We start from the raw sequence: 13,120 nt of genomic DNA on the forward strand, positions 1-13,120 counted from the left end.
CGGCTATTCCATCACGGCAATCCGCCCGGTTTCTGTATGGGCACCGAAGCGGGGGCGATACATATCGGCAACGCTGGCGGCGGGATGGTGGAACACCCCCGGCGATACCGCCCGCACCACATAGGCGAGGCGGAACGCCTTGTCCGAGCGCCAGTCGACGGCGGAAATGAAGCGGTCACTGCGGAATTCACTGGTTTCAACATCATCGATGGTGTCCAGCCAGTCCAGCGCGCCGATGTCACCCGACCGGATCAGGTTGGGATTGTCGATTTCAAAACCCGCGGGCAGGGGGTCGTCGATGATCAGCCGGGCTTCGGCCCGGGCGAAGGGTTGTACTGTCAGCAGCGCCACCAGCCGGGTGCCGACCTTGATCCCGCTGGGATCAACCGGCGCACCCTCCATGGTGAAATAGGTCCGCTCGATGGCGTAACCTTCGCCGCCCTTCGGTTCGGGCACTTCGGGCACGCCAAAGGTGGTGAGGGTCAGCGTCGCCTCGGTGTTGCCGGTGTTGGCAATGGCAACCGGTGCGGCGTCGGTCTGTGCATCGCGCAGGCGGATCAGCGGGCCGTCGGGCGCCTGTCCGTTCACGCTCAGCCCACCGCCTGTGGCATCGCCGATCAGCGCGTTTGCCGCCAGCAGCGACCACACTGCCTCTTGGGTTGAGCGTTCGGGCCCGCCCTGAAGCGGCACAATGTCATCGGCCAGCGCGGCGCGGTCCACTGCCGTGCTGCCCGCCTCAACCGCCAGCGTCAGCACCGCCGCACTGTCGCGCAACCGGGTTCCGTAATCGGTCCGCCAGCGGCGTTCCGCGTCCTGTGGCTCGGGCTGGTTCAGCATCCGGCCCGCCTGTGCGAACAGGGCATCGGCGCGGGTCGGGTCGCCATAAGCGGCCAGCGCGGCACCCAGTTGCGCGACCGCCAGCGGGGTTGCGAAATCGCCCGCTTTCACATCGGCATAGTACCGCAGATCGCCGATCGACGCCGCGCCCTCACGCGCCAGAACATGCAGCGCATAGGCGATGTCGGCCCCACCGTCATCCGGATCGTCCGCAGCGAAATCGGGGGCATAATTCACCCGGTTGCGCAGATTGTCGAGCGCGCTGCGAAACGCGATGTCAGGCACCGCGATGCCTTGGCCCCGGGCGCGCGACAGGAAATCCGTGACATAGGCGTCAAGCCAAAAATCGCCCGAATCCGGACGCCACATGCCGAAACTGCCGCCGGATGTCTGATTGTCCAGAACCCGCGTCACCGCCTGTTCAATCCGTTCGCGCAGCTGGTCACGGGTGCCAAGCCCCATCACCTGCGCCACCCGGTCAAGATAAAGCAGCGGCAGCGCCACGGATGTGACCTGTTCGGTGCAGCCATAGGGATAACGGTCAAGTGCGGCCAACAATCCGGGGCTGTCGAACCGCGCCAAAGGCCCGGCGGTCAGCGTGGCAGTGCCCGATCCGGCGCGCAAACCCGCAAAGACATCGGCGTCAAAGGTGAACGTGTCGCCGGGGGCAAGGCTGAACCGGCTGGTGTGGTGGATCTCAGGGTCGTTCAACCGCACCGGCAGGGTATAGGCGCGGTTCAGTACCTGCCCCGACGGTGCTGTCATGGCAAGATCAACGGTGAAATCGCCCACGGAATTGGCGGACACCGGCACGCTGAACGTCTTTGTCTCACCCTCGCCCAGTGCGAACTGTGCAGGCAATGCGCCGGTGCCCAGCGTCAGGCCCGCCCCACCGATGCGCAGGCCGACAGCCCCGGTCGGGCCTTTTGCATGGGTCACCTCAAGCAGGATCCGCGATTCATCGCCGGGGGCCAGAAACCGGGGCAGGGTGGCGGTGACCACCACAGGATCACGCACCAGCACATCCGTAGTTGCCTGACCGACGCCGGTATCGCTCCAGACCACTGCCATCAGCCGCAGGGTGCCGTTGAAGGCGGGCAGATCGAAAGTGGTGTGGACAAAGCCATCGGCCCCCACCTGCAACGGGCCGCTGACCAGCGTCAGCAGATCCTCGGTCGGGGGCGGGGACTGCATGCGCATCCCCCCGGCTGCATCGCCGCCCGAACGGACCTGACCCATCGCCCCGACATTGCCGTCGATCAGCCGGCCATAGATGTCACGGATCGCCACGCCCAGCCGCCTTTGGCCAAAGTAATACGCGGAGGGATCGGGCGACTCGAACCCCGTCAGGTTGAGGATTCCGAGATCAATCGCTGCAATGCTGGCCCAAGCCGTTTCGCCGGGCGCGATGCCTTCGACCTTCAACGCCACCTCAAAGGGTGCGCGCGGCTGTGCCTCGGGCGGGGTGTCAAAGCTGGCGTGCAACTGTGCCGCGCCGGGATCGACCACGGCATAGGACAGGCCCAGCGAACGGGCTGGTGCAATGTCATCGCCGGACGGGCGCAGCACAGCTGCGGTGACATAGGCCCCCGGGCCCCAGTCGGCGGTCACCGGCACATCGACAATATTCTCGCCCTCGGTCACGGCGATAGCCTGCATGGCAATCACCCGGTCCGACATCACGGTGATCAGCGCTTGTCCGGCATAGCGGGGCACAAGGCGCAGACGGGCGGTTTCGCCGGGTGTATAGCGTGGCTTGTCCAGCGACAGCTCCAGAGTGTCGGGCGTGTCCTGCGCGCTCGCGCTGACATACCATCCGACATCGAAACTCAGCGAGCTTGCGACAGGATCACCGCCCATACGTTCGATCAGAATCTCGTGTTTGCCCCATTTGACGGGGGCGGTCACGGTGACAGGGGCATCGGACAGCGTCACCTCGCCCGAGGCAACGCGGGTGCGGCGGGTAATCGGCTCCCACTCCCAGCGGCCATCCAGCGAATACCACTGATACTGTGTATCGACGCGGTTGATCGTCCAGCGCACGGGCATGGGCGACGGTGCTTCCGACACCGCGATCAGGCTGAACGACGCTTCGCTGTTTTCAGGCAGCACGCCGTCGAACGCGGGCCGGATACCAATCATCGATGCGGTCGCCGCGACTTCGCGGGTAATCTGCCGCTCAATCGGTCGGCCCGAGCCTTCTTTGACGCGAACGGTAATCTGCGCCTCGGTCGGGCGGTCGGTGGTGTCCGGTTGCGGCAGGTTCAGCGGCACGGTGGCGTGACCATCGACCCCGGTTTCGACCGGCTCCGAGAAGTCGGCCTGTGACGAAGTTTCCGCGTCATATCGCCCGAAGCTGAAGCCGGGATGGGCCGTCATCGTGCTGACCGGGCGCAGCCGCGTTTCGGTTTCAACGGTCAGCCCGCCACCGGGAGCGCCGAACAAATACCGCACATCGACGCTCAGTGGCGTGACGCCACCCGCGCGCAGCGGTCCGTCGGGCAGGCTCAGGTCGGCGTCCAGTCTTTCGGGCAGGAAATCCTCGACCAGCAGGGTCTCAGTCGCCAGCGGCGGCGCATCCACATCGGCGTGAACGTCCAACCGCCATGTGCCCCGCGCCACATCCGGACCGACGGGCATCCGGAACATGTGACCCCCCGCTTTGCCATCCGCCGACAGGTGGCGCGAATATTCCACACCGTCAGGGCGGTGCAGGATCGCGGTCAGAGGCAGGCCCGGGATCGCCCGCGCCCGGTTGTCGCGCAGCAGCGCGGTTGCCACCACGGTATCCCCGGCACGATAGGCCCCCCGGTCTGTGGTCAGGAACAGGTCCATCGGCCCGGCAGGCGCCCGGCCCTCGACGCCACGGTCGGACAGATCGAACTCGGCGTCGTCCAGCGGCAGGAACGCCATGTCATCGCCCCGCTCGACCAACAGCAGCGCGGGTGCTGCACCGCCGGTGCCCCGGGTCAGACCCGGCGCGAACAGCGCATGCCCCATGGCATCGGTTTCGGCCCGGCCCAATACGGCATTGGCGCGTGACAGCAGGGTCAGCGTCGCACCCGGCACCGCGTCGGCGGTGGACAATGCGCGCACGAATCCATGCAATCCGTCAGTGCCCGACAGCGTGGTCATCCCGAGATCGGACACCACGAACCACTGGGTTGCGGGCGGATTTTCCCAGGGATCGGTCCCGGCAATCCGCGCCTGCAGCGCGTAGACGCCGGTCGTCAGATCACCCGCGATAGCGCCCAGCGGCAGGCGGGTGGTCATGTCACGGTTCAGGTCGTTCTGCACCTCGCCTGTGCCGGTCCAGATCTCTTCTGCAACCTCCGAGGCGAATTCTTGCTGGCGATAGTCGGGGAACGGGAGGCCAAACATGTCGTCCTGAATCGCGCGGATGATGTTGCGGTCGGATATTCGGAACAGCTTCAGATCAATGGTATTCAGGTTCACCGTCACGATGGGCAACGCAACCGGCCCCCCGGCAGGCAGCACATAGCCGCGTCCGGCAAACCGCGCGGCGGGTGCCCGGTCACGAACGTAAAGGTTCAGAACCACGGATTTCGCCAGCGTTTCGCCCGATGCGGCAGGCAACCCCTCGCGGAAGGTTACGCGATAGCGCGCGCCATGTTCGACACCTTCGATGCACAATTGCCGATCCTGCGCCGAGACGGCCAGCCCGCTTTCCCCGGTCTGCACAAAGGGTGCATAATCGACACCCGCCTGCACCAAAGACTCGTTGAATTCGGCACAGATGCGTGGGCTGGCGGCATCGCTGTCGATGTTATGTTCGGTGATACGAAAGCCGAACTTGCCGATGGCCTCTTCCAGCCGTGCCTCGATATCTTCGCGCGGGGACAACGTCTGGGCCAGACGCAGCGCCGGGATCATGTCGCGGCCACGATTGTTGCGCTCCAATGCGTCGGCCATCACCGACAGGGCGTTGGCCTGAACCGGTGCCGATCCGGCACGCAGATAACCGTTGATCGCGGCGAACAGCGCCTGCTCACGATATGTGCTGCGCTGTCCCGAATCGTCGGTCTCGATATCCAGTTGCAGTTGCGCATAATCGGTCCACAGGTCGGCAACATCCGTTTGACCCAGCGCCATGCCGGTGAACCGCAACGCCCCCAAGGTATTTCCCGCCGCCCGTGCAGCGCGGGCGGATTGCAACAGTTCCACCGCGCTGAGTCCGGTGCCGCTGTGCCGGACGGGCAGGGCAACCGCTTCGCGAAGGGCGACATCGAAATCGCCGGGACGCAGAAACGTCAGTTCGGCGCGGCGGGTTGCGGCCCGTGTCATATCGCCCGGCACGCGTTGCACCACTTCGGCCGAGACTGCGCCCTGGAATGTCTGCCGGTCGGTCACGTTGGATTTGGTAAAGCAGCTGTTCGAGCGGGAGTTATAGGTAAATGCCCGGCATTCCCGGTCGCTCAGACAGGTGGTTCGGCACACCTCGAATGTGGTGTCGAACACGGATTGCCGATCGCCGCCGAAAAAGTCGGTATCACGACTGACATTCAGCCATCGTTCAGGAATCGAGTCCTGTGCGACCCCTGGCAGAGCCATTGCGAAAACCGCCAGAATCGTCAGGAAAATGCGTACCATGAACCGCCTCATGCGAAAAGTTTGCGGCATGGTCGCACAGGCCCGGCAGCCCTGACAAGCATCGCTTTATTTGCCGCTGAATCGCCGCAGTTTAAGGTGTTATTTACCTATGATCGGCATCTGTTGCTGAGCAAGGGAGCGGCAGAATGTCGCGCGGTGTGTAACAATGGATCTTCCATCGCTTCTGGCGAATGAACGGCGCGCCAGGTTGGCGGCGGAACGCCTGCTTGAAATGCGGCAGCGCGATCTGCGCGCCGCCAACCGCAAGCTGGCCGAACATGCCCGCGCGCTGTCCGGGCAAATCATGGAAAAGCGCGGCGAAATGGAAACCATCCGTTCGCAGACTGCATCGTTGCGCGGAGAATTTGACGATACCTGCAATCGGCTGGAGCAGGCGACCACCGCTGCCGATCTGGCCGAAACCCGTCTGTGGGCGGCCCTGCAATCGGTGACGGATGGTTTCGCGCTGTTTGATTCCGATGATCGTCTGGTCTTGGCCAACCGTGCCTATCTTTCGGTGTTCGACGGGATGGATTGCGTAAAGCCCGGCATTTCTTATGCTGATCTCGTCGATGTTCTGCTGGCCGAAGGCATTGTCGATCCCGGCGGCGATTCGAACGATTGGCGCCGGATGATGCTGGATCGCTGGCGGCAGGCCCCGCCCGATCCGATTATCGTGCGGTTGTGGAACGGTCAGATCATCAAACTGGTGGATCGCGTGACCCCTGATGGCGGCAAGGTGTCGCTGGGCGTCAACCAGACCGCTCAATTGCGGATGTGGGCCGGGGTCGAGGCCATTCCAGATGGCTTTACCCTGTTCGATCAGGAAGACCGGTTGGTGATGTGCAATCAGCGCTATCGCGACCTCTATGATTTGCCGGTCACGGTTGCACCGCTGGGAATAACGTTCGAAGACATGTTGCGGATCGGTCTTGGGCGCGGTGCGATCGAAGGCGCGGTCGGTCGCGAGGAAGAGTGGCTGGAAGAACGGATTGCCGAACACCGCCGCGCCGACCGGCAAATTGACCAAAAGCTGAGCGATGGCCGTTGGGTGCGGATCATGGAAAAGGCCACGCCGGATGGCGGGCGGGTCGCCCTGCGGGTCGATATCACCGAGATCAAGCAGCATCAGGCCGCTCTTGAGGCCGAACGTGCGCGGGCCGAGGCGGCAAGCCGCGCCAAGTCGGCCTTTCTTGCCAACATGAGCCACGAAATCCGCACTCCGCTGAATGGGGTTGTCGGCATGGCAGAACTGTTGAAGTCCAGTCCGCTGTCCAGCGAACAGGCGCTGTTTGTCGATACGATCAAATCGTCGGGTGAGGCTCTGTTGCAGATTCTGAACGACATTCTGGATTTTTCCCGGATCGAGGCACAGAAGATGCCCCTGCGCGAAGCCCCCTTTGATCTGCCCGGGTTGGTCGGGCAGGTGGTCCGCCTGCTGAACCCGTCAATCAATGACCGTCCGATCACGCTGCTGACCGAGATTGATCCGGCGGTTCCACTTGTCGTCATGGGTGACGCAGGCCGGATTCGCCAGATTCTGACCAATCTTGTGGGCAATGCGCTGAAATTCACCGCCCGGGGCCATGTGCGTGTGATCGTCGCACCGGACGGCCCGGGGCAGGTTTCGTTCCGGATCGAAGATACGGGCATCGGCATTCCCGCGGATAGGCTGGAACATGTTTTCGGTGAGTTCAATCAGGTCGAAGACGATCGCAACCGTCGTTTCGACGGCACCGGGCTGGGCCTTGCGATCAGCCGGCAGCTGGCGCGGCTGATGGGCGGTGAAATTTCGATAAGCTCCGTCGTGGGGCGTGGCAGTTGTTTTGCCGTCACCCTGCCGCTGGCCGCCGCGCAGATGGAAGCCCCTGCCGGGCTTGAACCTGAATTGAACGGGGCCGTTTCCGGCACATCCGGGGTGGGCGTCTTGCGCGTGCTCGCGGCCGAGGATAACCGCACGAACCGGTTGGTGCTGTGCAAGATGCTCAAGGATTCGGGGATCGACCTGCATCTGGTCGAGGATGGCACCGCCGCCGTCGCCGCCTTTCGCGCCGATCCGCCCGGCTTGATCTTCATGGATATCTCGATGCCCGGTATGGATGGCCGCGAGGCCGCGCGTCAGATCCGCGCCCACGAGGCGGCGAATGGGCTGCCCCGCACCCCGATGGTTGCGATGACCGCCCATGCGATGGACAGCGACAAGGTTGAAATCTTTGCCGCCGGGATCGATCACCACCTGTCCAAACCCCTGAGCCGCGAGGCGCTGCTGCGCCATATCGAAACGGCGCGGAGGGCTCAGGGGGCGGGATAGTCGCGCAGAAACACCGGCCGGTCCGGTTCCGACAAATCCGGATCGTAGGCATATCCGCCCGTATCGAATGACAGGATTGCGTCGGCCTCGGTCAGGCGGTGTTCGACGATATGTCGCGCCATGGCACCGCGCGCCTTCTTGGCAAAGAAACTGACGATCCGGGCGCGACCGTCCTTCAATTCCATGAACTGCGGCGTGACGACCCGCAGCTTCAGCGCCGCAAGGTCGACCGCCCCGAAATATTCCTGACTGGCGCAGTTGATCAGCGTATCGGTGCCCAGGCTTTCGGCCTGTTCGCGCAGCGCCCCGGCAATCACCGTCCCCCAGAAGTCATACAGGTTCTGGCCCCGCCGGGTTTTCAGCCGACTGCCCATTTCCAGACGATAGGGCTGAATCCCGTCGCGCGGCCGCAACAGTCCGTAAAGCCCTGAAAGAATGCGCAAATGGTCCTGCGCCCAATCCATGTCTTCCCCCGACAGGCTGCGCGCCTCAAGCCCCATATAGGTATCACCGGCAAAGGCCAGCGCGGCGGGGCGCAGGATTTCGGGCGTCGGATCATCGGCATAGGTGCGGAACCGGTCACGGTTCAGCCGTGCCAGATCATCGGACAGGGCCATCAGGCCCTTCAGATCGCGCAGGGACAACTGTCGCGCATGGGCGGCCAGTCGCGCCGCCTCGGGCAGGAAATCGGGCGTCGTCACACGCTCCATTTCCGGTCCAGTCACATCCCAGTCCAGCCGCTTGGCCGGAGAAAGCACCACAAGCATGATCACCCCCTATTTGCGACAGGTCTATCAGGCGGTGCCGCAGGCTCAACCCGTCGCAAGCACATCCAGGAACGCCGCGCCGAACCTTTCCGCCCTCTGTGTGCCCATGCCCGTGATCCGCTCCAGCGCGTCCAGCGACGCCGGGCGGCGCTCGGCGATCTGGCGCAGGGTGGAGGGGGTGCAGGACATCGGCTTGTCGATCCCATCAGGCCCGCGAGAAAGATCCTGTTGCGCCGCCAGCAGCCGGTCGAACAGAGCGCCAGCGTCGCGTCCGGCCATTTTACGCCGGGTCGGATGCATCTGGGGCGTTGCGGCGCCGGTGATCACCTCCAGAAATATCGCACCATAGCGTTCCAGCTTTTTCGCCCCGACCCCGCCGATGCCGGCCATCTGGTCCAGTGTTGCGGGACGCCGTTCGGCCATTTCAACCAACGTGCGGTCGGTGAAAATCACATAGGCTGGCACCCGCCCCGCCTCGGCCAGCGCGCGGCGTTTTGCCTTGAGCGCCGAGAGCAGTGGCGCATCCTCGTCGCTGACCATCGCCTTCACCGCGGGGCGGGCTGTCTGGGCCGCCTTCACCACGTCCGAGCGCAGGGATATCCCCGCCTCGCCGCGCAGGATCGGGCGGGCGTCTTCGGTCATCCGCAGCGCGCCGTGGCGTTCGGGATCGGGACGTATCAGATCGCGGCCCATCATCTGCCGGAAAATCGCCTGCCATTGGGGCCGGGTCCAGTCCTTGCCGACCCCAAAGGTGGGCAGGCTGTCATGCCCGCGCTGGCGTACTTTGTCGGTCGCGTTGCCCAGAACGACGTCGATCAGATGCCCAGCACCAAAATATTCGCCGGTGCGCAGGATCGCCGAAAGCCCCATGCGCACGGCGGTGGTGGCATCGAACACCTCGGGGGGCTTGTCGCATAGGTCGCAATTGTTGCAGGGTTCGGCGGTTTCGCCAAAATATCCCAGCAACACCTGACGCCGACAGCCCAGCGCCTCGGCCAGACCCAGAAGCGCGTTCAACCGTCCGTGGTCGGCAGACTTGCGGTCGTTGGGCGCCAGCCCTTCGTCGATCTGGGTGCGGCGCAGGCGAATGTCATCGGGCCCGTACAGCGTCAGGGTTTCCGCCGGTGCGCCGTCACGCCCCGCACGGCCGATCTCCTGATAATAACTTTCGATGCTTTTCGGCAGGTCCGCATGGGCAACCCAGCGGATATCCGGCTTGTCCACGCCCATGCCAAAGGCAACCGTGGCGGTGACAATCAACCCGTCCTCCTGCGAGAACCGCCCCTCGACAATGCGTCGTTCCACCGGATCCATCGCGCCGTGGTAATGGCAGGCCGTGTGCCCATCGGCGCGCAGGGCGGTGGCCAAGTCTTCGGTCTTGGCACGCGAGGAGCAATAAACGATTCCCGATTGTCCCCGCCGCGCGGCGGCATAGGCCAGAATCTGTTTGCGCGGCCCGTCCTTGGGCGCAAAGGCCAGGTGGATGTTGGGCCGGTCGAACCCGCCCAGAAAAACCGTCGGTGCCCTCCCATCGAACAATCGCGTGACGATCTCGTCCCGGGTTTCGGCATCGGCAGTGGCGGTAAAGGCGGCCAGCGGCACGCCCAGAGAGCGCCGCAGATCGCCGATCCGCAGATAATCAGGTCGAAAGTCATGGCCCCACTGGCTGACGCAATGCGCCTCGTCGACGGCGATCATCGATACGCCGATCTGACGCAAAAGCCGTTCGGTGCCCCCCATGGCCAGCCGTTCGGGTGCCATATAAAGCAGCTTCATCTCGCCCGCGTGCAGTGCCGCGAAAACCTCCTCGGTTTCCTCGTCGGTGTTGCCGCTGGTCAGGGCGCCTGCATTCACCCCTGCCTCGCGCAGCCCGCGCACCTGGTCGCGCATCAGGGCGATCAACGGCGATATCACCACCGTGACCCCGTCCCGGCACAGGGCGGGCAGCTGGAAACACAGCGATTTTCCACCACCCGTGGGCATGATGGCCAGTGTGTTCTGCCCCGCCGTCACCGCCGCCACGATCTCGGCCTGACCGGCGCGGAATTCAGAGAATCCAAAGACGGACGCCAAAAGGTCGGAAGGTTCTTGCATGAATCTGTTCGGCCCCGTTTAGCTGCTTGTGAACGCCGACAATCGCAGATGGGGAATCAGGCCACAAGACCAAGGCGCGAAGCATTCCGCACCCGGCGGTCCCTGCACCGGACCCTTGGCTTCTTCTTTGTGAAAATACTCTGGGGAGCGCGAGGGGCCAGCCCCTCGCATCCGCGCTCAGTAAAATGCGCCGGCGTTGTTGACCAGAACGATCCGGCAGGCATAAACCGCGATCAGCGCGACGAGGGGCGCCAGATCGATGCCGCCTAGATCGGGCAGGATCCGACGGATCGGCCCATAGATCGGCTCAAGCAGACGGTTCAGACCATTCCAGATCTGCCCGACGATTGGCTGTCGCAGGTTCAGCACCTGAAAGTTGATCAGCCACGACATGATGATATGCGCGATCATGATGAACCACACCACATCGAGGATCAGCATAAGAATTTGAAAAATCGAAGTCATGGCCCGCCCGTTTACACCGTGTTACCGCAGCACAGGTAAGGGCACTGGCCCGCGAGGGCAAGCGATTGCCGCAACGTCTGTTTTGACATCGGGGTCTGATCGGAGCACCCGACCCGAAAAAGGAGTCCGCCGATGTATCCGGTGATACGACTGGCCAAGGAAATGCTGATCCACCGCAGGAAGCCCCGTCTGGGGCTTTTTGACACCCATGTGTCGCACCATCTCTGCTGGCCTCAGGACATCGATGTCTGGATGGAGCTGAACAACGGGCGGACGCTGACGCTCTATGATCTGGGGCGAATGGTGCTGTTTCAGCGTACCGGCGTGATTGACGTGATGCGCCGCAACCGCTGGGGTGGGACCGTCGCGGGGTCTTCGGTGCGGTATCGCCGCCGGGTGCGGCTGTTTCACCGGGTCGAAATGCGCACACGGATCCTCGGCTGGGACGACCGGTTCCTTTATCTGGAGCAATCGATGTGGCGAAACGGCGAGGCGACGTCGAATGCGCTGTTCCGCAATGCCGTCACCTCGGTGAATGGTATGGTTCCAATGGCGGTCGCGGCGGCCAAGATGGGGCACCACGAGCCCAGCCCCGCCTTGCCCGACTGGGTTCAGGGCTGGATCGATGCCGATGCGTCCCGCCCCTGGCCACCGCAAACGTAACCGCGGTGCCTGCTGACGGGCGCGCCCATTGTCAGCAGGATACCGGCACTCGTCAGTGCTGCGCGCCGGGTTTTCCCTTGAGAACAAGCTCTTGCGGTCGACTGACGACGATATGCTTGCGGCGGCTTTCGACGATCCCGCTTTTTTCCCACGCGCTCAGCAAACGGCTGACGGTGTGCAGCGTGGTTCCGGTCATTTGCGACAGATCCTGCCGGGTGATCGGAAAATCCACTTCGATTCCCTGATCGGTCTTGCGCCCCATCTGGTTGATCAGCCGCAGCAGGGCGTTGGCCACACGTTGTTCAACCTGCTGCGTTGCCATTTCGACGAAACGGTCATGCATGTCGGTCATCCGCTTGCCGACGGCGCGTTGGGTCGCTGTGGAGAATCCCTCATAGCGCGCTTCGAAGTCGGACCAGAGCCGCATCGGCCAGGCAAGCGTGATCGACTCTGAAACGGCGATTGAAGTGGCGGGATAATTTGTGTGGCCAAGGGCGCTTGCGATTCCGAATAATTGCCCTGACGGAATATGCAGCACCGTCACATGATCGCCCCCGTCGGTGATGCGCACCACCCGGACATAGCCATCCAGCAGCAGAAAAAACCGCTCGGCCACCGCGCCTTCGTCAAATATCGATTCGCCCGCGTTAAAGCGCTGCGTCGAGGCCTGATCGAGGATCTCGCGGATTTCGTCCCTTGTCAGCCCGGCAAAGGGCGCAAGGTGGGACAGCAGGCTTTCGTCAAGTTTTCGCATCATACTTTTTACCCGATCAACGTGCCCTGTTGGCTGTTCCCCACAGGAATTCCGAATTTTCACCGCCATCGCTTGCTTCTTTGGTGCAGGAACCTGCCCGAAGTTTGCGAAATCGCAAAGTGCTGCTGCTGCGGCGTCCCTAGATGTACCTCAAGACAGATAGAGATTGAAAGGAAACGGCATGTTTACCAAAGTTGGCGTAGCGATTGCGACTGTACTGATGCTTTCCGGCCCGGTGTTGGCCGATACGGTTGAGGTGCAGATGCTTAACAAGGGCGAAGCGGGGACGATGGTCTTTGAGCCTTCGTTCATTCGGATTGCGCCCGGAGATACCGTAAAATTCGTCGCCACCGATCGAGGCCACAATGCTGAAAGCATCGATGGCATGGTTCCCGAAGGCGCCGACGCCTTCAGCTCCAAGATCAACGAGGAAATCGAGGTTACACTGGATGTTCCGGGGTTCTATGGCGTGAAATGCACTCCGCACTTTGCCATGGGAATGGTGATGACCATTGCCGTCGGCGACGATGAGGCGCCCGCAGATTTGCTGGAAGGCCGTCTGCCAAAGAACGCCAAAAAGCGTTTCGAGGAACAGCTTGCCAGCCAATAGGGCCCCTA

General features: G+C 63.2%; 8 protein-coding genes. 3 read left to right on the forward strand and 5 right to left on the reverse strand.

Annotation, left to right across the window (positions count from 1 at the left end; genetic code table 11):
* Window positions 1–3: 3 nt before the first annotated feature.
* The gene (locus FQ320_RS02595) at window positions 4–5,448 is read right to left on the reverse strand and encodes an alpha-2-macroglobulin family protein (protein ID WP_148469760.1); all 5,445 of its coding nucleotides are present in this window, start codon (window positions 5,446–5,448) and stop codon (window positions 4–6) included.
* Window positions 5,449–5,614: 166 nt separating this feature from the next.
* Here FQ320_RS02595 and FQ320_RS02600 point away from each other — a divergent pair, with 166 nt between their 5' ends.
* Window positions 5,615–7,759, forward strand: a complete 2,145-nt coding sequence (locus tag FQ320_RS02600) for a PAS-domain containing protein (RefSeq protein ID WP_148469761.1) — start codon at window positions 5,615–5,617, stop codon at window positions 7,757–7,759.
* Here the strand turns inward: FQ320_RS02600 and yaaA are convergent.
* The 3 genes from yaaA to FQ320_RS02615 all read right to left on the reverse strand — a co-directional run bounded on the left by yaaA (window position 7,744) and on the right by FQ320_RS02615 (window position 11,085).
* A complete protein-coding gene (gene yaaA / locus FQ320_RS02605) occupies window positions 7,744–8,526 on the reverse strand; it encodes a peroxide stress protein YaaA (RefSeq protein WP_148469763.1) in 783 nt (260 codons plus the stop codon). The two genes, FQ320_RS02600 and yaaA, sit on opposite strands and share 16 nt — an antisense overlap.
* Window positions 8,527–8,571: 45 nt before the next feature.
* Window positions 8,572–10,620: a DNA helicase RecQ gene (gene recQ / locus FQ320_RS02610; protein WP_148469765.1), complete on the reverse strand. Its 2,049-nt coding sequence runs from the start codon at window positions 10,618–10,620 to the stop codon at window positions 8,572–8,574.
* A 177-nt stretch (window positions 10,621–10,797) separates the two neighbouring features.
* Entirely contained in the window at window positions 10,798–11,085 is a 288-nt protein-coding gene (locus FQ320_RS02615) for a YggT family protein (protein ID WP_148469767.1), read from the reverse strand.
* Between the two features lie 132 nt (window positions 11,086–11,217).
* Here FQ320_RS02615 and FQ320_RS02620 point away from each other — a divergent pair, with 132 nt between their 5' ends.
* Window positions 11,218–11,748, forward strand: a complete 531-nt coding sequence (locus FQ320_RS02620) for a thioesterase family protein (RefSeq protein WP_148469769.1) — start codon at window positions 11,218–11,220, stop codon at window positions 11,746–11,748.
* Window positions 11,749–11,800: 52 nt separating this feature from the next.
* Here the strand turns inward: FQ320_RS02620 and FQ320_RS02625 are convergent, their stop codons facing one another.
* Complete coding sequence (locus tag FQ320_RS02625) at window positions 11,801–12,502, reverse strand: Crp/Fnr family transcriptional regulator (RefSeq protein WP_148470254.1); 702 nt, start codon at window positions 12,500–12,502, stop codon at window positions 11,801–11,803.
* Between the two features lie 181 nt (window positions 12,503–12,683).
* On the opposite strand from FQ320_RS02625, the gene FQ320_RS02630 reads away from it, so the two are divergent.
* A complete protein-coding gene (locus FQ320_RS02630; RefSeq protein WP_187393749.1) occupies window positions 12,684–13,112 on the forward strand; it encodes a pseudoazurin in 429 nt (142 codons plus the stop codon).
* Window positions 13,113–13,120: the final 8 nt, after the last annotated feature.

Source organism: Oceaniovalibus sp. ACAM 378, from assembly GCF_008085915.1.
Taxonomy (GTDB): Bacteria; Pseudomonadota; Alphaproteobacteria; order Rhodobacterales; family Rhodobacteraceae; genus Oceaniglobus.

Excerpts from the sequence above, each read along its gene's own strand:
- FQ320_RS02595 (WP_148469760.1), bottom strand. The coding sequence starts at position 5,448 with ATGGTACGCATTTTCCTGACGATTCTGGCGGTTTTCGCAATGGCTCTG.
- FQ320_RS02625 (WP_148470254.1), bottom strand. The coding sequence starts at position 12,502 with ATGCGAAAACTTGACGAAAGCCTGCTGTCCCACCTTGCGCCCTTTGCC.
- FQ320_RS02630 (WP_187393749.1), top strand. The coding sequence starts at position 12,684 with ATGTTTACCAAAGTTGGCGTAGCGATTGCGACTGTACTGATGCTTTCC.
- FQ320_RS02600 (WP_148469761.1), top strand. The coding sequence starts at position 5,615 with ATGGATCTTCCATCGCTTCTGGCGAATGAACGGCGCGCCAGGTTGGCG.
- FQ320_RS02620 (WP_148469769.1), top strand. The coding sequence starts at position 11,218 with ATGTATCCGGTGATACGACTGGCCAAGGAAATGCTGATCCACCGCAGG.
- FQ320_RS02615 (WP_148469767.1), bottom strand. The coding sequence starts at position 11,085 with ATGACTTCGATTTTTCAAATTCTTATGCTGATCCTCGATGTGGTGTGG.
- recQ (WP_148469765.1), bottom strand. The coding sequence starts at position 10,620 with ATGCAAGAACCTTCCGACCTTTTGGCGTCCGTCTTTGGATTCTCTGAA.
- yaaA (WP_148469763.1), bottom strand. The coding sequence starts at position 8,526 with ATGCTTGTGGTGCTTTCTCCGGCCAAGCGGCTGGACTGGGATGTGACT.